The sequence below is a fragment of the Streptomyces rapamycinicus NRRL 5491 genome (assembly GCF_024298965.1).
Taxonomy (GTDB): domain Bacteria; phylum Actinomycetota; class Actinomycetes; order Streptomycetales; family Streptomycetaceae; genus Streptomyces; species Streptomyces rapamycinicus.
In genome coordinates, this window is record NZ_CP085193.1 from 937,517 (window position 1) to 955,166 (window position 17,650).

A 17,650-nucleotide genomic window follows, 5' to 3' on the forward strand; every position below is an offset into this window, starting at 1 on the left:
CGCGTTTCGCCTCAGGCGGTGACGCGGTCAGGGGCGCGTCGAGCCAGGCGGGTGAAGACGAGGAAGGTGACACCGGCGGCGACGGCGGCGTTGAGGAACATGTAGCGCCAGCTGGTCAGGTCGACCGTGGTGCCGAGGATGGCCGGGCCCAGCGCCATGCCGGACGCGGAGGCGATGGTGTAGAGGGCGGTGTAGGTGCCCAGCACCTTCTGCGTCGGCGCGAGGTTCCACAGCGCGACCAGCGCGTTGACCGCGAACGACGCGTACCCGAGGGAGGAGAGCACCATCGCCGCGACCGTGCCCGGGGCGGTGGGGACGGTGAAGCCGACCAGGACTCCGGCGATGAACAGAACGACGCCGTAGCGCACCGCGCGCAGCTGCCCGAGCCGGTTCGAGGCGTAGGCGATCGGCAGCACGGACACCAGGAACGCGACCGCGCCGGGCAGCACGAGGCCACCGGCCTCACCGCGGGTCAGGCCGAGAACCTGCGTACCGTACGGGGTCATCAGCGAGCGCAGCGCGGTCCACATCCCGGCGAAGCAGAAGATGCCGATCATCAGCAGCGGCGTCGGGCTGGACGGGGAGCGGAGCGCGTCCTTCAGCACCGCCCACGGAGAGCCGAACTCCCGCGCCCCGTCCGCAGTCTCCCCGTCCGCCGTCTCCTCGCCGGGCAGGAGGACGTCGGTGTGGCGGCGGCCGAGGAAGGCCCAGGACAGCGCGAGCACGATCAGCATCAGCAACGGGGGGATCGCGAAGGCGAGACGAAGGGACCGGTCGACGACCAGGAGGCTGATCAGGGAGGAGACGACGATGGTCAGGCTGACACCGGCCTTGATGAAGCCCTGGGCCTTGCCGCGGGCGGACGGCGCGACATAGTCCGAGATCAGGGTCTCGGTGACGCCCTTGAAGGCGTTGGCGACCGCGGCGAAGCCGACCACGCACACCATCAGCGCGGGCAGGTTCGTCGCCCAGGGGATGAGGACGAACGGCACGGTGGCGAGCGCGGCGCCGACCAGGACGATCGGCCACCGGCCGGTGCTGCGGCGGGCGAGCTTGTCGGAGAGGAACCCGACGGACGGCTGGGTGAAGATGCCCCAGGAGTGGTCCAGGCCCATGATCAGCCCGATCACGCCCGCGGAGGAGAAGTAGTGCCGCAACTGCTCGGGCACCTGGGCGTCGTAGAAGTTCCAGACCGCTTCCTGCGCGAACACCGCGAGGGTCACCCAGAGCACCGCACCGCGGTTCATGCGCTCGCCCACTGCCGGGCGGGGCGATGTCGTGGCCGTGTTGGAGGCGGGCGGGGAATCGAGGGTCATGGGGTAGTGACTCCTGTGCCATATGCTATAGCAAGCGTGTTATGGGGAGAGCCCCTCGGCGCATCCCGCACGTCGCGTCGGGGGAGGCAGGCGGATCGGGGGTCAGTCGCCGGACAACTGGGCGAGGGCGGCGCGGTGATGCCGCACGGCAAGCTCCTCGGCGCGGTCCTCATCCCGTTCGAGGAGAGCGTCAAGCAGCTCGCGATGCTCGTGATAGCGGGCGCGGAACGCCTCGGCATGCTCGGGAGCGAGCCGCATCGTCAAGTCGAGCCGCTCCTCGTCGCTGAAGGCCCGGGCCTGATCCAGCAGGCCCTCCAGGACGGGGTTGCCCGCGCACGCCTCCACCTGACGGTGAAACAGGCGCAGCTCCTGGAAGACGGCAGCGAGCCCGTCGGCCACATCGGCTTCCACGCCCTGCCCGGCGACGGTCTTCTCGATCCCGGCGACGATCCGGTCGGCCTGGGCGAGCAGTGAGACCAGGCCGGTGAGCTGCTCCGCGGTGGCGTTGCGGGCGGCGAGGCGCGCCATGAGGGCGGACAGGCGGACCTCGGCCTCCACGATCTCGGAGCGGGCCGCCGAGGAGTGGTCGGCGATCCGCAGGGCGCGCGGCCCCGCCCTTTCGACGACCTTCTCGTGCACCAACTGCCGCAGGGCCTCACGGACCGGGGTCGGGCTGACGCCGAGGCGGGCGGCCAGATCCCGCTCGGTGATCTTCTCACCCGGCCGCAGGACACCCCCACGGATCGCGTCGCGAAGCCGACGGTATGCCTGGTCGGCCAACGACGTGGTCTCCACGGAACCCAGGGCGTCAGCGCTCATGTCGATGAGAGTACTTCTGCTATAGCAAACAGTCAATGTGTCCAAGCTCCTGCATGAGCCCGGGAAACGGGCTTACGGTGGAAGGGTCATCGCGCGGATGTCCGCCACAGGCCGATGAGCGGATCGAACGGATCGAAACAATGGCCGAAGCGACCAAGACAGCCCCTCGTACCAGCGCGTCCTCACGGGGACAGGCATCGGCTCCGGCCGCGAGGAGACGCACCCGCGGCCCCCGCGCCGCGGCCGAGGACGTGTGCGCGCGCCATTCGGTGACCGTCCAGCTCGACGGGCGGCGGGTGGAGTTGCCGTCGGAGGACCAGCTCTGCTTCCTCGCCGGGCTCGGCGTCCTCGCCGCCGTCGGGATCATCGAATGGCCGGTGGCGGCGGCCATAGCGATCGGGCACGGGCTGGCCCACAGCCAGCACGGCAAGGCGCTGCGCGAGTTCGGAGAGGCTCTGGAAGAGGCATGACACAGCAGACGCCGGACACGCCGGAAACACCGGACACGCCGGACTACCCCGCGATGATCGTTCCGGTCGGGCACGTGGAGCCCGTGCCGCGCCGCATCCGTGGCTTCGTGGCCGGACGTCCCGTCTTCGACACCGTGCGGGCGCGCTATGTGTGGCTCTGGCCGGGCTATCCGCAGTACTGCGTGCCCCGCGACGACATCGCCGAGGGGGTGCTGGTCGACGAGGGCCGGAGCATGGCGCTCAAGGTCGGCGGGGCGCACCGCCGGACCCTCCAGCTGGGCTCGCTCACCCGCCCGGGCGCGGCCTGGGAGTGGGGCGGGGACGCGCCATCCGGCATCGTGGGCCATGTCAGCTTCCGGTGGGAGGCCATCGACGCCTGGTTCGAGGAGGACGAGCAGGTCTTCGTCCACCCCAGGAGCCCGTACACCCGCGTCGACGCGCTCCGGTCGGGCCGCGCCGTGCGCGTCGAGCTGGACGGCGCCGTGATCGCCGACGCCCCGGGCTCGGTGATGGTGCTGGAGACGGGGCTCCCGACGCGCTACTACCTGGACCGGGTGTATCTGGACTGGACGCGCATGGAGCCCACCGAGACCGTCACCAGCTGTCCGTACAAGGGCATGACGAGCGGATACTGGTCGGTCCGGACCGGCACCGCCACCCATCCGGACCTCGCCTGGACCTATGACTTCCCGACCCGTCAGGTGTCCCCCATCGCGGGGCTCGTCGCCTTCTACAACGAGAAGGTCGACCTCTACCTGGACGGCCGGCCGCTTCCCCGGCCCGCCCCGGTCTCCAGGGCGGGCTGGGAGAAGGAGCACCGGCAGGCGTAGAACTCCTCCTCGCCCGGAAGGGCCCTGGGCCTCGGCCCGGGGCCCAGGCGTGTGTCCCACGGCTAGGATTGACGACCCGTCAGTTCCGGTCACGGAACGCGCACGCCCCAGGCCCACGAGAGGAGAACCGCCCATGAAAGCGCACCGCGCCACCAGGTGGCTCCCGCTGCCCACCGCACTCCTGCTCGCCCTGCTCCCCACCAGCGCCTCCGCCTACCCCAACCCCGGCCGGGTGACGGGCGACACCGTCGTCCACGACCCGTCGATGGTCCGCGCCGCCGACGGCACCTATCTGCTCTACTCCACCCACGGCGGTCTGGAGGCCCGCACCTCCACCGACCGGATCGCCTTCAGCCGCTCGGGCAGCGCCTTCACCACCCCGCCCTCCTGGTGGCGGACGTACTCGGCCGACAACGACCCCTGGGCGCCGGACATCTCGTACCAGGCTGGCGGCTATCTGATGTACTACGCCGTCTCGTCCTTCGGCGCCAGCAATTCCGCCATCGGCCTCGCCACCTCCCCCAGCGGCCGGGCCGGGACCTGGACCGACCGCGGCATCGTGCACTCCACCACCGTCTCCAGCGACTACAACGCCATCGACCCCAGCCTCTTCGTCGACAGCGACGGAAAGTGGTGGCTGTCGTTCGGCTCGTGGTGGTCGGGGCTGAAGATGATCCGTCTGGACCCCGCCACCGGCAAGCAGTACACGGGCGACCGGACGGTCTACGCCATCGCCTCCCGGCCCACCGGCACCAAGGCGATCGAGGGCCCGTCGGTCGTCAAGCGCAACGGCTACTACTACCTGTTCGCGTCGTACGACACCTGCTGCGCGGGCACCAGCTCCACGTACAAGATCAAGGTCGGCCGCGCCACCAGCCCCACCGGTCCGTACTACGACAAGAGCGGGGTGAACATGATGAACAACGGCGGCACCCCGGTCCTCGAGTCCCACGGCCGCTACATCGGCCCCGGCGGGCAGTCGGTGCTGAGCGACGTCGACGGTGATCTGCTCGTCTACCACTACTACGACGGCCAGGACAACGGCACCCCGAAGCTGGGCGTCAACCTGCTGAGCTGGTCCGGCGGCTGGCCGACCGCGTACTGACCGCCGCGGGCCACACCGCTCGTGCCGCACGGTGCCGTGCGCACCGCCGGGACCGAGTCCCGAGCACATGGCGGCCACCATGTGCTCGGGACGCGTCATTTGACGCCGATGTGCGCTCCGGGGCCGAGCGGCAGGTCCAGGCCGTAGAAGATGCCGAGGATCGCCAGCCACACCAGCAGGAACGGCACCACGAAGATGGCCAGCCGGGAGATGAGGGTCCCGAGACGGGCCTCCGGTTCGTATTCGCGGACCATCGCCAGGACCAGGAGGAGATACGGGTTCATCGGGGTGATGGCGCCGGTCGCCGAGTCGCCGATGCGGAAGGCCGCCTGGCTGAGCGCCGGGCTCATGTCCATGAGCATGAACGCCGGGATGAAGACGGGGCCGACCAGGGACCACAGGGCGGATCCGGAGAGGATCACCAGATTGAGGCAGGAGGCCAGCAGGACGAACGCGATGATCGCCCAGAAGCCGGTCACGCCGATGGAGTTGAACAGCGCGGCCGCCTTCACCGCCAGCAGCACCCCGAGGTTGGACCAGGTGAAGACCGCGATGACCTGGGCGGCGAAGAACATCATCACGATGTAGCCGGACATGTTCTTCACCGAGTCGGTCATGGCGGTGACCACGTCCTCGGTGCCGGTGAGCCGCTTGACCGTGAAACCGTAGGTGAGCCCGGCGAGCAGGAAGGCGCCGAAGAGCACCGGTACGACACCGTTCAGCACCGGCGAGGGCACGAAGGCGCCGCCCTCCCCGCGCAGCGGGGCGCCCGGCGGCAGCCACAGCGCGAGGACCGCCGCCAGATACACACCGACGACCGCGCAGGTGACCGCGAGCCCCTTGCGCTGTACCGGGGTGAGCGCCAGGTCCTCCCCCGTGGCCTCGCCGTCGGCCGCCTGGTAGGTGCCCAGGCGTGGTTCGAGGACGCGGCTGATGAGGAATCCACCGAGCAGCCCCAGGACGACACTGCTGGCGGCGGTGAAGAAGTAGTTGATGAGCACATGGATATGGAGGCCCTCGGCGGCCGGGAGCACCGAGGCCGCCTGCTGGGTGATGCCCACGTACAGGGCGTCCAACGAGCCGATGGTGAACCCGGCGGCGTAGCCCGCGGTGACACAGGCGAAGCCACCGATGAGACCCGCGACGGGATGGCGTCCGGCGCTCTTGAACACCAGGCCCGCCAGGGGTGGCAGCACGATGGCGCCGACGTCGCTCATCATGTGCGCCTGGCTGGCGATGATCGCCACCGCGTACGGCAGCACGGCGCGCGGCACCCGGGCCAGCGTGGCCCGCATCGCGGTCTCCAGCAGACCGGTCTTCTCCGCGAGCCCGACCACCATCATCAGCACCAGCACGGCGCCGATCGGCGGGAAGGTGGCGAAGTTGGGGATCAGGTTCTCCAGCAGCCAGCGCAGCCCCTCACCGCTGAGCAGCCCGCCGATGGGCTTGGTGTCATCGGTGCCGGGGACGGTGACGGAGACACCGGCGAGGGCGAGGACGGTGGAGACGACCGCCAGCAGCGCGAAGAGCCCGGCGAACAGGACGATGGGATTGGGCAGGGCGTTGCCGGCGCGTTCGATGAAGGAGAGGACACGGTCGAGTCGGCCACGCCGCTCCTTGTCCGGCGAGGTGCCCCCGGGGGCGGGGAGCCCGGTCACCGCGGGCATCAGGGCCGCCCTCCGGCTGGCGTGGCCGAAGGCAGGAGGCCCTTGGTGTCCTTGCGGACGTGTCCGTCCTGCACGACGCACACCACGTTGGCGGGGTCGCCGAGCACACCGATGTCCGCGAGCGGATCGCCCTCGCAGACGACGAGGTCGGCGACGCGGCCGGGGGCCAGCGTGCCGAGCCGGTCGGCGACGCCGAGGAGTTCGGCGGCGGTCCGGGTGCCGGCCACGATGGCGTCCATGGGGTCCATGCCCAGGTCCACGAGGTAGGAGAGCTCCATCAGGTTCTGTCCGTGCGGACAGACGGCGGCGTCGGTGCCGAGCGCGATCCTGGCGCCCTGTTCGATGGCGCGGGAGATGTTCTCCTTGGTGATGCCGGACCAGCGCACCTTCTTCTCGTAGTGATAGTGCTCCATCGTGGCCTTGTTGATGCCCGCGTAGACGGTGGAGAGGGTCGGGACGACGAAGACGCCGCGCTCCCCCGCCATCTCCAGGGCCCGGTCGTCCAGTCCGTAGCCGTGCTCGATGCTGGTCACCCCGCCGCGGATGGCGTTGAGGATGCCCGCGTTGCCCTGGGCGTGGGCGGCCACCGGCTTGCCGCCGTGGCGCCGGCACTCGTCGACCACGGCGCGGATCTCCTCCTCCAGGAGCCCCTCGTCGTCCGGCTGGTCGTAGGGGCTGCCCATGCCACCGGTGGCGCAGATCTTGACCAGGTCGGCCCCCGCGCGCAGCACCTTGCGCACGGCCAGCCGCGCCTCGTCCTCGGTGTCGGCGAGCTCGGACATCTCACCGCCGCTGAGGTCGGTGCCGTCGGGCAGGCGCACATCGGCGTGGCCACCGGTGTGGCTGATGATCCGTACGGCGGTGTGCAGCCGGGGGCCCTCGATCCGCCCGGTCTCGACGGCGGTGCGGTATCCGGTGGACAGGCCGCCCAGGTCCCGGGCGGTGGTGATGCCCGCGTCGAGGGTCTGCCGCATGCGGGTGGCGGTGTCGAAGGTGACCAGGACCGGGTCGAGTTCACCGCGGCGGCCGGGCGGTGTGGCATGGCCGTAGGCGAGGTGGGTGTGACAGTCGAAGAAACCCGGCAGCACGGTGCGGCCGCCCGCGTCGATGACACGGCCGGTGAAGGCGGTGCCGGAGGCCGGGGGCGCGGTGGCCGCCGGGCCCGCATAGGTGATGGTTCCTTCGGCGTCGGCGATGACCACGGCGTCCGCGATCGGGGCCGCCCCGGTACCGTCGACCAACGTGGCGTTCTCCACGCGCAGAGCGGTCCTGGTGGTCTCGGACGTGGTGGGTTCCGTCATGAGCTCGATCTCACTCCTCGTTGAGAGAACTGGTGGGGAGGAGTGTCGGTCCATCGTGTGTTTCGGGTGTTATCATGCAGCATTCCATCGAGATTCACATGCGATACGCAGAAAAGCGCCGCCCATGCACACGCAGGATTTCGCCGCGCATGACCTGGACGAGCTGGATCGCGGCCTCATACACGCATTGCAGATCCACCCCAGGGCCCCATGGACTCTCGTCGGTGATGTTCTCGGGGTGAACCCGGTGACGGCCGCGCGACGCTGGCACCGGCTCCAGGAGGCCGGGCTGGCTTGGGTGACCGCCTACCCCCGGCTGTCGGACTCCCGGATCGTGGTGACCGGCATCGTCGAGGTGGACGCCGAGCCCGGGGTCGGGGAGGACGTGGCCGAGGCCCTGGCGGCCGACCCCTCGGTGGCGAACGTCAAGGTCACGGCGGGAAGCCGGGATCTGGTGATCGCGCTGCAGGCTTCCGACCTGGGTGAGCTCTCCCAGCTCAGCACCCTCCTCTTCCGGGGCGCGCCGGGGGTGCGGGCGACACGTACCCATGTGACGACGGCCCTGCCCTTCGAGGGCAGCCGGTGGCGACTGCGCGCCCTGGACGCCACGCAGTGTGCTCGGCTCCAGGAGGCGCTCCCGCCGACCGAGCCGCTCCCGTCGGGGACGACCGGCTGGGAGCCCCTGGATGTCCGGCTTCTGGAACTGTTGAGCATCGACGGCCGCATGGCGATCAGCGAGCTGGCGGAGCACGCCGACGCGCCACTGACCACGGTCCGGCGAAGGCTGCGGACGCTGCTCTGTTCACGGGTGTCACTCCGCTGCGACCTCGCCCGGCCGCTGTCCGGGTGGCCGCTGTCCGCGGTGTACTTCGCGTCCGTACCGGCCGAGCGTCTGGAGGAGACCAGCCGGGCGCTGGCCGGGGTGCGGGAGGTGCGGTCGTGTGCGATCACGGCCGGTCCGCACAACCTGGTGATCGACGTCTGGCTGCGCGCGTCCGGCGATGTGCACGCCTTCGAGGCACATCTGTCGAGGCGGCTGCCGCGGCTGACCATCGAGGACCGCTCGGTGGTGCTGCGCACCGTCAAGCACATGGGCCGGCTGCTGGACCGCGACGGCCACAGCGTGGGCATCGTCCCGCTGCGCCCCTTCGCCGCCCCCGCTGCCGGGAGTGCCACCGCCACCTGAGGCGCGGGCGCACGGTCCGGTATCGCGGTCACCTCGTCCGAAATGGCCGAACGGGCGGACCGGACGTGAAGGCGCTGTCCGGTGTTCGTGTGGGTGCCATCTGCCGGTACCCGCCGCCGGACACGCTGGGGCGCCATGGCACCTGTGCGCGCGATAGTCCAAGCCGTTCCGCTGGTGGCTACGGCCATCGTCATGCTCGACGCGGCCACCGACTTCTTCCCGGACGCCCCGCTGGTCGGCGTCATCACACCGGTGCGCCTCGCCGTGCTGGCGGGGCTGGCCGCGACGGTGGTGACGGCCCCGAGACTCGCCACGTTCCGCACCCGGCTCGACCTCGCCATCGCGCTGCTCCTGCTCAGTGCCATCGCCACCACCTACGTCGGCGGACACCCCGACGCGCCGCTGCGCGCCCTGATGACCGCTCTCGCCACCTTCTATCTGCTGGTCGGGGTGCGGCGGTCGCAGCCCGAATCGTGGCGGGCGGTGGCGCTGCTCGCGCTGGTCGGCGTGGCGGCCGCGGCCACTTCGGCGTTCACCCAGGTGACCAATGAGGTGCCGACCGGCTTCTGCCGCACCGGTCTCTTCACCGACGTCGACTGCGACAGCGGCGGGGCCGGTGCGATGATCCGCGCCACGGGCACCTTCGCCAACCCCAACCTGCTCGCCGCGTTCCTGGTGCTGCTCACCCCGATCGCCCTGCTGACGGCGGTGACGGTGGCCGAGCGCACGGCCCGGGCCGCCGTCGTGGCCGTGGGCCTCCTCGCGTACGGCGCGGTGCTGACCACCTTCTCGCGGGCGGGCTGCGTCGCGGCCGCGGCGGGTCTGCTGGTGCTCGGTGGCGCGTACTGGCTCGCCCCCCGCCTCGGCCGGTGGGGGGTGCGGACGCTGACGACCATGGGGCTGGCCGGGCTGGCGGCGGTGACGGTGGCGCTGTGGGTGGTGTCGAGGGCCGGTGACGCGCTCGGGGTCCGGGGGCAGGCGTGGAAGGCGGCCGTGGACCTGGCCGCGGACCATCCGCTCGGGGTCGGTCTCGGGCGGGCGGGCGACGCCGTCTCCGCCGCCGTACCCGGCGGCAGGACGTTCGTCCACGCGCACAACATGTGGCTGAACTGGCTGGCCGAAGCGGGTGTGGCCGGTCTGCTCGGCATCCTGCTGGTGACCGTGATCGCCGTCGCCTCGGCGGTCCGCGCCGCCCGGGAGAAGTCCGTGGCCGGTGTCGTCGGGCTCGCCGCCCTGACGGGGTTCTTCCTCGCGGCCACGGTGGACCACCCGGCCAATCCGGACCGGATCGCCATGCTCTTCTGGCTGGTCCTCGGCCTCGTCATGGCCGAGGTCCCGGGCGGGTGGCGGGAGTCCGGGCCGCCCGCGCGGGCCACCGGCCGGTCGGGCCGCCGGGCGCGGCGGAACTAGCGGGTCCCGTCCCGCGAGCCCTCAGCCACCGGGCGTCCCACGTTCCGAAATTCGCTCGCCACCTCCGCCTCCGCCCCGAACCATGGCCCCATGGTTGACACATCCTTGTACGCGGCGTTCCTCCTCGCCGCTTTCGTCCTCTGCGTCGTCCCCGGCCCGGACATGATGTTCATCGTGGCGATGGGCGGCCGGGGCGGCCCCGCCACGGGGGTCATGGCCGCGTTCGGGGTGGCGTGCGCGATGTTCGTGCACGCGGTGGCCGCGACGATGGGGCTGTCGGCCCTGTTCGCGGCGCTGCCGACGCTCTACCACGTACTGCGCTGGGCGGGGGTGTCGTATCTGCTGTACCTGGCCGTCAAGGCGTTCCGTGACCGCTCGCTGCCGGGCGAGGAGAGCGGACACGTCGGCCCGGGGCACCGGCGCGCGTTCTGGCAGGGCGCTCTCATCAACCTGCTCAACCCCAAGGTGATCCTCTTCAACATCGCCTTTCTGCCGCAGTTCGTGAACCCCGGACTCGGCCATGTGCCGGGCCAGTTCATGATCCTGGGGATCACCTTCGTGGTCATGGGCTTCTGCGTGGACGGGTCCATCGGCTTGCTCTCGGGGAAGCTCGGCGGGCTGCTGAGCCGCAGCCGCCGGGTGGCGCGGGGGCTCAACGTCTTCAGCGGGACGGTGTTCACCGGGCTGGCCGTACGGCTCGCCGCCGCACCGAAGTAGGCGGCCCGTCGGACGCCGTGGCCGCCCGGGGTCCGGACAGCGGACCGTCCTCCTGGCCCCGCCCGCTCGGTGGCGACGAGAGTGGGCGGGCGGTTCATGTCAACCGGAAGGCGGGGCACAGCGATGGCGGACACGGTGCGGCGGGGCTATGCGCCCAGCCCCTTCGGGCAGTTGCACTATGCGGAGTGCGGGTCCGGCGAGGCGGTGCTGCTGCTGCATCAGACGCCACGTTCCTGGACCGAGTACGCCGATGTGCTGCCCCTGGTGGGGCGGGCGCACCGGGCGATCGCCATGGACACCGTGGGGTTCGGCGCCTCGGCCAAGCCCGAGGGGCCGCATTCGATCGAGCGGTTCGCCGATGGGGTGGATGCGCTGGCCGACGCGCTCGGGCTGGCCGCGTTCCATTTGGTGGGCCATCACACGGGCGGTGTGGTGGCCGTGGAGGTGGCCGCCCGGCTGGGCGACCGCGTCAGCAGTCTGCTGCTCTCGGCCACGGCGTTCGTGGACGAGGCCAAGCGCGCGGCGGCTCCCGCGCGCCCGCCGGTCGACCATGTCGACCCCGAGCCGGACGGCTCACACCTGGTGGAGGTGTGGAACCGGCGCCGCGCCTTCTACCGGGCGGGCGAGGAGGCCGCGCTGCACCGCTATGTGATCGACGCCCTGACCGTACTGGACCGGGTGGAGGAGGGGCACGAGGCGGTGTACCGGTACCGGATGGAGGAGCGGCTGGCGCGCATCACCGCCCCGGTACTGGCCGTGTGCGCGCCGGAGGACCACTATTCGCTGCCCGCGCTGGAGAGGTTCGCGGCGGCGCTCGGCTGCGAGACCGCGGTCCTGTCCGGCGGCCACGTACCGGCGCCCGAGCAACTGCCCGGGGAGTTCGCCGGTGTCGTCACCGCGTGGGTGGACCGGCATCGGCGGTGACCCGGTCCCACGTCGTCCCGGTGACACCCCGCCTCCGCAGCGCCGCCTTGCGCACCTTGCCGGTCTCGGTGAGCGGCAGTTCGCCCAGGATGTCCACATAGCGGGGGACGGCGAAGGGTGGCAGCTCGCGCTCGCAGTGGCGGATCACATCGGCCAGGTCGAGCGTGCCGCCCGCGTGGGGCACCACGGCGACCATCACCTCGTCCTCCGCCAACTCGGACGGCACGGGGAAGACGGCCGCGTCGGCCACCTCGGGATGGCCACGGACGACCGTCTCGACCTCGCACGAGGAGATGTTCTCCCCCCGGCGGCGGATCACGTCCTTGATGCGGTCCACGAACCGGAACCAGCCGTCGGGTTCGCGGACCACCCGGTCCCCCGTGTGGCGCCACGCGTCCACCGGCTCCGCCGACTCGCCCAGGTAGCCGGTGGCGAAGGCGTACGGCCGGTGGCTGCGCACGACCAGCTCACCCGGGGTGCCGTCGGGGACGGGCGTGAGCAGTTCGTCCACCACGCGGGCGTCGAAACCCTCGCGCAGGGTGCCCATGTAGCCGGGCCGCTGCTCCTCGGCGGTCGTGCCGATGACCAGGTTGGTCTCGGTGGAGCCGAATCCGTCGACCAGCGTGACGCCGAACCGCTCGCGGAACGGCCCCCAGGCGTGGGCCGGTGTCGCCGGGGAGAGGCCGCGGACGGCCCGGTGCGCACGGTCGTACGGGCCCGGGGGCTGGGCCAGCAGCATCGGCACCATGGCGCCCAGCAGATAGACCACGGTCGCCCCGGCCCCGGCCGCCTCGGTCCAGTAGCGGGAGGCCGAGAAGCGGGGCGCGAGGGTGATCGACGCCCCCACGGTCATCGCCTGCGCCAGCGCGTTCAGCGCGTTGGTGTGGAACAGCGGGAGGCAGATGTGGAGGACGTCGTCCGCGGTGAGGCGCAGCGCGTCGGAGACGTTGCGCCCCCACCAGACGAACTGGGCGTGGGGGCAGCGCACCCCGCGGGAGGTGCCGGTGGTCCCGGAGGTGAACAGGACACACGCGGTGTCCTCCGGGCGGACGGGGGCCGCCGGGAAGGCCGGGCCGCCGCCGGGCCGGGGCGCGCCGGCCGCACCCGCGCGCCACAGCGTGCCCCGGTACCCGGCCGCCCGCACGCGGTCGGCCGTCTCGTCCTCCGCGAGCAGATGGGTGGCGCGGGCCTGGTCCAGGGCCTGTCGCAGCCCGCCGCCGCGCAGCCCCGTGTTCAGGGGGACCAGCTCGGCGCCGAGCCAGGCGGCGCCGAGGAACAGGTCCACGAGTTCGATCCGGTTGCCCGTCATCGCCGCGATGCGCTCGCCCGGGCGGCAGCCCTGGACCACGAGGGCCCCCGCCATGGTGGCGGCGGCCTCCCGCGTCTCGCGGTAGGTGCGGACCGTGGTCCCGATCCGCAGGAAGGGGCGGTCCCCGTGGTCCCGGGCCGCGGCCTGGAGCAGCCCGGGAATCGTCAGGGTGGTCACCTCAGCACCTCGCGCTCGCGCAGTGCGCGGATCCGCTCCGGTGACAGGCCCGCGACCTCGCGCAGCACATCGTCGGTGTCGGCGCCGAGCACGGGGGCCGCCTTACGGATGCCACCGGGCGTGCGGATGAGCCGTACGGGCGGCCCCTCGTGCAGGAAGGCCCCCGCCACCGGGTGTTCCGCGCGGACGTAGAAGCCCCTGGCCCGCAGCTGCGGATCGTGTTCCACGAGGTCGCGGCCGTCCCGTACCGGGCCCGCGGGTATGCCGTGCTCCTGGAGGAGTCCGGCGGCGGTGTCGGCCGGCAGGGTCCTGGCCCAGCCGGCGAGTGCGCCGTCGACCAGTTCGGTGTGGTGTGCGCGCCTCTCCGCCGTGCGGGTGCGGTCGTCGGTGGCGAGGCCGGGGCGGCCGATCACCGTGCACAGCGCGGCCCATTCGGTGTCGTCGCGGACGCTGACGGCCAGCCAGCTGTCGGCGCCGAGGCAGCGGTACACGCCCTGTGGGCTCCACCGCGGATCGGTGTTCCCGGCGGGCTCGATGGGGTGGAGGAGGCTGGTGCCCATATGCGAGGCGATCGCCTCGAGCTGGGACAGGTCGATGTGCTGTCCGCGCCCGGTCTCCTCCCGGTGCTCCAGGGCGGCCACGGTGGCGAGCGCGGCCTGCAGCCCGGCGACGATGTCGCCGTGGCCGTAGATCACCCCGACCACGTCGTCCGGCCCCCACCCGGTCAGGCCGGTGAGCCCCGAACTGGCGGACACGGTGTCCGCGTACGACACCCAGCCGCTGCGCGGGCCGGTGTGCCCCATGCCGGACATGCTGATGTACACCAGCCGGGGATTGATCTCGCGGAGGGTGTCGTAGCCCAGGCCGAGTTTGGTCATCACGGTGGCGCTGAAGTTCTCCACCAGGACGTCGCAGGAGGCGATGAGGTCGCGCAGTACGGCGATGCCGTCCTCGGTGCGGGTGTCGAGGGCCAGGCTGCGCTTGTTGCGGTTGACCTCGTTGAAGTATCCGTTGGTGTTCGGATCGGTGTGCGGGCCGCGCGAGAGATGCATGAAGGGCGCGAACCGGGTGGGGTCGGGACGGCCCAGGGACTCCACCTTGATGACATCGGCGCCGTGGTCGGCGAGCACCTTGGTGCAGTACGGCCCGGCGAGCACCCAGGTCAGATCCAGGACGCGGACGCCGTGCAGGGCGGGCCGCGCGGGTTCCGCGGACGCCGCGGGCACCCGCGGGGCCGGGCGGTGCTCGTGCAGCAGCCGCTGGTCCGCGCCCCCTTCCGGGACGTCCAGCTCCTTGATCCGGTGGCCTTCGGGGAACGCGAAGGGGAAGCCCAGGTCGGTGCGGTCCCCGGCGCGGAGGAAGAAGTCGCGGGCGGCGAGCTGCGGGTTGCCGGGCAGCTCGTGCGGCAGGTCGACCGCCGCCCACGGCAGCTTCCTGGACTGGGCGAGCTCGGCGAACTCGGCCTTCGGCCAGCGGCCCGCGAACTCCTGCACCACCGCGAAGACATGCTCCTGGTGCTTCTTGCGCTCCACCGGATCCTGCCAGCGCGGCTCGGCGAGGTCGGCCTCGGCGCCCTCCTCGCGCAGCCAGACGAGCAGCGCGTCCCACATGCGGGGGCTGCCGCCGAGGCCACCGCCGAGGTGGCCGTCGGCGGCCCGGAACAGCCCGTGCGGCACCAGCGGATGCACCCGGCCCGGGCGCGCGGGCACCCGGTCCTCGTGCAGATAGGCGAGGGCGCCCGCCTCCAGGGCGGCGGCCACGCACGCCTGGGCGGACACGTCGGCGAGCTGGCCCGGCCCCGTGCGCCTGGCCCGCAGCCCGAGCAGCGCGGCGATCGCGGCGTGCACCCCGGCGAGCTGCTCCGCCTGGTTCTCCGGAAGGCGCAGGGGCGGGCCGTCCGGGTCGCCGACCTGCGCGAGCATGCCGCCGAGCGCGGCGACCACCAGATCGGTCCCCTGCCAGTGGCTTCGGGGGCCCACGGTCCCGAACGGGGTGACGCGCACATGGACCAGGTGGCCGAGTCCCGCGACGGCCTCCGGCGCGCCGTCCGGTGTCCCGTCGAGGAGGACGTCGGCTCCCGCCACCAGGTGCCGCAGCTCCTCCAGGGACGCGGGGGTGACGGACCGCTTGCCGGCGTGCCAGTGGACGAAGGCGTCGCCGTTGAGTTCGCGCCGTGTCGGATCGCCCTCCTCGGGCTCGACCAGGACGACCTCGTGTCCGAGGCCGACCAGGAGCCGGCCCGCGAACCGGGTGAAGGGGCTGGACAGTTCGACGACGCGTACGGCCGGGTTGCTCACTTGTCCTCCGCGGGACGCTCAGTCGTGCTGCTGGTTCAGGAAGCCGGTGACCGCGGTGTAGTAGGCGTGCGGCCGCTCCTCCTGGGGGTGGTGGGAGGCGTGGTGCATGACGTGCAGATTGCCCTTGGGGACCATGCGGGCGAGCATCAGCGGATAGTCGGGGGTGAGGAAGGCGTCGTACATGCCCCAGACGAAGAGGGTGGGGGCCTGGATGGCGCCGAGTTCGGCGGTGAGGTCCTGCCAGTCGCCGCGCGGGTTGTCGGAGGCGCCGGCGAGGGCGGTCTCCTCCGGGTCCAGGCTCTGCTCATAGCGCAGGGTGACGGTGTCATCGGGGATCGCGGCGGGGTCGTACCACTCCAGGCGGGCGATCAGCTCCCGCATCTTCTCCCAGGAGGGGCCGGTGCCGCCGTAGTACACATCGCGGGCGTTGCGGCCGCGCCGCCCGCCCTCCGGCAGCGGGGCCAGCGGCCCGTGGAACACGGGCATGCTGCCGGTGATGGTCAGCGACCGGGTCCGCTCGGGGTACTTCGCGGCCAGGTTCAGCGCGATGGTCCCGCCCCATGAGTTGCACACGAAGTCGGCGCGCTCGATGCCCAGGGTGTCCAGCAGGGCGACCGTCTTGGCGGCGTGGTAGTCCCACATCGGGCCTTCGATGACGGGCTTGGCGGACTTGCCGTACTGGAGGATGTCCACGAGGTAGCAGTGGCGGTCCTCGGCGAACAGCGGTGCCACCTGCCCGAAGTCGGACCAGCCGGTGCACCCGGGGCCGCCGCCGTGGAGGAAGACCGTCGGCCTGCCCGTCGTGCCCAGTTCGAGGTAGTGGTACGTGACGCCGTCCGCTTCCGCGTGGGCGCCCTCCGGCGGCTTCTGGATGGTCATGAGGTCCATGTCCCGATGGTGTGCCGCCGGTGATCTCCGCCCAAGCGGACCGGTCCGCTGAGCGGGCCGGTCCCGTGGTGAGGGCCTCCGGGCGGTGACTAGCCTCCCGGCTCATCGAGTCCCCGACGATTCGTGTCCCCGATGATTCGCGTCCGCAGAAAGGCAGCACATGTCCGCGTGGGAAGTGGCCGAGGAACGGGCCAGGGCGGTGATCGGCCGCCCGGACCACCGGGACCTGGGGGTCGTACGGGCCGAGGACGCGGCGGAGTTCGCGCGCGCGGCCGGGGAGACCAGCCCGCGGCTGACCGACCCCGGCCACCCCGGATTCTCCGTCCATCCGCTGTACGTGGTGAGTCTGCTGCGCGGCGCGGGCGGCGCCGGCCAGGGCGAGTTCCGGCCGGACGGGATGTACCGCGACGAGGTCCCGGGCACCGACGGCCTGGACGTACGGCTCATGGCGGGCGGCCAGGAGGTCCGGTTCACCGGCGAGGTGCGGGCGGGCGACCGGATCGCGGTCCGCCGTGTCCTCACGGATGTCGCCCGCAAGGGCAGCGATGCCCCGTTCCTGCTGCTGACCGTCGAGAAGACGTACACGGCGGAGCGGTCCACGCTCGTCCGGGTGCGGGAGAGGTTCATCGTCCGATGAGGGTGCACACGGGACAGCCCGTACCGCCGGTGGAGTTCACCCCGGACACCGTCACGCTGCTGCGGTTCGGGGCGGTCACCCGCAACGCCCATCGCATCCACTACGACACCGGGTTCGCGCGGTCCGAGGGGCTGGACGGCCCGGTCGTCATGGCGCAGTTGCACGGCTGCCTGATGCACCGCGCCGCCATGTCCTTCGCGGGCCGGGACGGACAGGTCCTGGAGGTCGAATGGCAGAACCGGGCACCGGCCCTGGCCGGGGAGCGGCTCGTGGTGAGCGGCACGGTCGGCGCCGTCGATCCGGTGTCGGGCCGGGTCACCCTGGATCTGGTCGAGCACGGTGGGCGGGGCGATGTGGTGTGCTGCCGGGGCCGGGCCGTGGTCCTGATGGGGTGAGGCCTGTGTCGTATCACCCGTCGGATCAGCGTGCGGCGTCCGGGGGCACCTCCCAGCGGTAGCTGGGGGAGCGTGCGATCGCAAGGCGCCGGAGCGCCCTCGTGGCGGAGCCACATGGGCGTTTCGGCAACGCGGCGAGAGGGGGCAGTGCCAGGCGTCGCACGCCCGGCCGGGGATATGACACAGGCTCTCAACGGCCCCG

Annotated in this window: 16 protein-coding genes; 9 read left to right on the forward strand and 7 right to left on the reverse strand. The window is 72.0% G+C overall.

The annotated features are described in order from the left end of the window. Nucleotides 1-11: 11 nt before the first annotated feature. Together LIV37_RS04220 and LIV37_RS04225 are read right to left on the reverse strand one after the other, a co-directional pair. A complete protein-coding gene (locus tag LIV37_RS04220; protein WP_020865854.1) occupies nt 12-1,316 on the reverse strand; it encodes an MFS transporter in 1,305 nt (434 codons plus the stop codon). Between the two features lie 102 nt (nt 1,317-1,418). Then, on the reverse strand, nt 1,419-2,135 hold the full coding sequence (locus tag LIV37_RS04225; RefSeq protein WP_020865855.1) for a GntR family transcriptional regulator: 717 nt from the start codon (nt 2,133-2,135) through the stop codon (nt 1,419-1,421). 140 nt (nt 2,136-2,275) lie between these two features. Between LIV37_RS04225 and LIV37_RS04230 the strand changes: the two genes are divergently transcribed. The 3 genes from LIV37_RS04230 (at nt 2,276) to LIV37_RS04240 (ending at nt 4,540) form a co-directional block, all read left to right on the forward strand. Further along, a complete protein-coding gene (locus LIV37_RS04230) occupies nt 2,276-2,605 on the forward strand; it encodes a hypothetical protein (RefSeq protein WP_214662968.1) in 330 nt (109 codons plus the stop codon). Beyond that, nucleotides 2,602-3,435, forward strand: a complete 834-nt coding sequence (locus LIV37_RS04235; protein ID WP_020865857.1) for a DUF427 domain-containing protein — start codon at nt 2,602-2,604, stop codon at nt 3,433-3,435. Before LIV37_RS04230 ends, LIV37_RS04235 begins: the two co-directional genes overlap by 4 nt. A gap of 133 nt (nt 3,436-3,568) precedes the next feature. Further along, nucleotides 3,569-4,540, forward strand: a complete 972-nt coding sequence (locus LIV37_RS04240; RefSeq protein WP_020865858.1) for an arabinan endo-1,5-alpha-L-arabinosidase — start codon at nt 3,569-3,571, stop codon at nt 4,538-4,540. A gap of 95 nt (nt 4,541-4,635) precedes the next feature. Here LIV37_RS04240 and LIV37_RS04245 read toward each other — a convergent pair whose 3' ends face one another. Together LIV37_RS04245 and LIV37_RS04250 are read right to left on the reverse strand one after the other, a co-directional pair. Then, entirely contained in the window at nt 4,636-6,207 is a 1,572-nt protein-coding gene (locus tag LIV37_RS04245) for an AbgT family transporter (RefSeq protein ID WP_020865859.1), read from the reverse strand. Beyond that, a complete protein-coding gene (locus LIV37_RS04250; RefSeq protein ID WP_020865860.1) occupies nt 6,207-7,508 on the reverse strand; it encodes a metal-dependent hydrolase family protein in 1,302 nt (433 codons plus the stop codon). Before LIV37_RS04250 ends, LIV37_RS04245 begins: the two co-directional genes overlap by 1 nt. Nucleotides 7,509-7,632: 124 nt before the next feature. Between LIV37_RS04250 and LIV37_RS04255 the strand changes: the two genes are divergently transcribed. From LIV37_RS04255 to LIV37_RS04270, 4 genes are all read left to right on the forward strand, one after another. After that, on the forward strand, nt 7,633-8,694 hold the full coding sequence (locus LIV37_RS04255) for an Lrp/AsnC family transcriptional regulator (RefSeq protein WP_020865861.1): 1,062 nt from the start codon (nt 7,633-7,635) through the stop codon (nt 8,692-8,694). Between the two features lie 135 nt (nt 8,695-8,829). Continuing rightward, a complete protein-coding gene (locus LIV37_RS04260; RefSeq protein WP_121825828.1) occupies nt 8,830-10,104 on the forward strand; it encodes an O-antigen ligase family protein in 1,275 nt (424 codons plus the stop codon). Between the two features lie 90 nt (nt 10,105-10,194). Then, complete coding sequence (locus LIV37_RS04265; protein ID WP_020865863.1) at nt 10,195-10,821, forward strand: LysE family translocator; 627 nt, start codon at nt 10,195-10,197, stop codon at nt 10,819-10,821. 123 nt (nt 10,822-10,944) lie between these two features. Next, nucleotides 10,945-11,745: an alpha/beta fold hydrolase gene (locus LIV37_RS04270; RefSeq protein ID WP_020865864.1), complete on the forward strand. Its 801-nt coding sequence runs from the start codon at nt 10,945-10,947 to the stop codon at nt 11,743-11,745. Here the strand turns inward: LIV37_RS04270 and LIV37_RS04275 are convergent. The 3 genes from LIV37_RS04275 to LIV37_RS04285 are packed head-to-tail and all read right to left on the reverse strand — an operon-like array spanning nt 11,714 to nt 16,416. Next, the gene (locus LIV37_RS04275) at nt 11,714-13,231 is read right to left on the reverse strand and encodes an AMP-binding protein (protein ID WP_121825827.1); all 1,518 of its coding nucleotides are present in this window, start codon (nt 13,229-13,231) and stop codon (nt 11,714-11,716) included. The genes LIV37_RS04270 and LIV37_RS04275 overlap by 32 nt on opposite strands. After that, the gene (locus tag LIV37_RS04280) at nt 13,228-15,528 is read right to left on the reverse strand and encodes a CaiB/BaiF CoA-transferase family protein (protein WP_020865866.1); all 2,301 of its coding nucleotides are present in this window, start codon (nt 15,526-15,528) and stop codon (nt 13,228-13,230) included. Before LIV37_RS04280 ends, LIV37_RS04275 begins: the two co-directional genes overlap by 4 nt. 18 nt (nt 15,529-15,546) lie before the next feature. After that, nucleotides 15,547-16,416, reverse strand: a complete 870-nt coding sequence (locus LIV37_RS04285) for an alpha/beta fold hydrolase (protein ID WP_020865867.1) — start codon at nt 16,414-16,416, stop codon at nt 15,547-15,549. Nucleotides 16,417-16,576: 160 nt separating this feature from the next. On the opposite strand from LIV37_RS04285, the gene LIV37_RS04290 reads away from it, so the two are divergent. After that, a complete protein-coding gene (locus tag LIV37_RS04290; RefSeq protein ID WP_020865868.1) occupies nt 16,577-17,053 on the forward strand; it encodes an FAS1-like dehydratase domain-containing protein in 477 nt (158 codons plus the stop codon). After that, nucleotides 17,050-17,448 carry a hotdog family protein gene (locus tag LIV37_RS04295; RefSeq protein ID WP_121825826.1) on the forward strand — a complete coding sequence of 133 codons (399 nt, stop codon included), beginning with the start codon at nt 17,050-17,052 and terminating at the stop codon, nt 17,446-17,448. The genes LIV37_RS04290 and LIV37_RS04295 overlap by 4 nt, the downstream gene beginning before the upstream one ends. Nucleotides 17,449-17,650 lie beyond the last annotated feature (202 nt).

What these genes read in the sequence shown, in the direction of transcription:
- LIV37_RS04220 (WP_020865854.1), bottom strand. Translation starts at nt 1,316, where the DNA reads ATGACCCTCGATTCCCCGCCCGCCTCCAACACGGCCACGACATCGCCC.
- LIV37_RS04225 (WP_020865855.1), bottom strand. Translation starts at nt 2,135, where the DNA reads ATGAGCGCTGACGCCCTGGGTTCCGTGGAGACCACGTCGTTGGCCGAC.
- LIV37_RS04230 (WP_214662968.1), top strand. Translation starts at nt 2,276, where the DNA reads ATGGCCGAAGCGACCAAGACAGCCCCTCGTACCAGCGCGTCCTCACGG.
- LIV37_RS04235 (WP_020865857.1), top strand. Translation starts at nt 2,602, where the DNA reads ATGACACAGCAGACGCCGGACACGCCGGAAACACCGGACACGCCGGAC.
- LIV37_RS04240 (WP_020865858.1), top strand. Translation starts at nt 3,569, where the DNA reads ATGAAAGCGCACCGCGCCACCAGGTGGCTCCCGCTGCCCACCGCACTC.
- LIV37_RS04245 (WP_020865859.1), bottom strand. Translation starts at nt 6,207, where the DNA reads ATGCCCGCGGTGACCGGGCTCCCCGCCCCCGGGGGCACCTCGCCGGAC.
- LIV37_RS04250 (WP_020865860.1), bottom strand. Translation starts at nt 7,508, where the DNA reads ATGACGGAACCCACCACGTCCGAGACCACCAGGACCGCTCTGCGCGTG.
- LIV37_RS04255 (WP_020865861.1), top strand. Translation starts at nt 7,633, where the DNA reads ATGCACACGCAGGATTTCGCCGCGCATGACCTGGACGAGCTGGATCGC.
- LIV37_RS04260 (WP_121825828.1), top strand. Translation starts at nt 8,830, where the DNA reads ATGGCACCTGTGCGCGCGATAGTCCAAGCCGTTCCGCTGGTGGCTACG.
- LIV37_RS04265 (WP_020865863.1), top strand. Translation starts at nt 10,195, where the DNA reads ATGGTTGACACATCCTTGTACGCGGCGTTCCTCCTCGCCGCTTTCGTC.
- LIV37_RS04270 (WP_020865864.1), top strand. Translation starts at nt 10,945, where the DNA reads ATGGCGGACACGGTGCGGCGGGGCTATGCGCCCAGCCCCTTCGGGCAG.
- LIV37_RS04285 (WP_020865867.1), bottom strand. Translation starts at nt 16,416, where the DNA reads ATGGACCTCATGACCATCCAGAAGCCGCCGGAGGGCGCCCACGCGGAA.
- LIV37_RS04290 (WP_020865868.1), top strand. Translation starts at nt 16,577, where the DNA reads ATGTCCGCGTGGGAAGTGGCCGAGGAACGGGCCAGGGCGGTGATCGGC.
- LIV37_RS04295 (WP_121825826.1), top strand. Translation starts at nt 17,050, where the DNA reads ATGAGGGTGCACACGGGACAGCCCGTACCGCCGGTGGAGTTCACCCCG.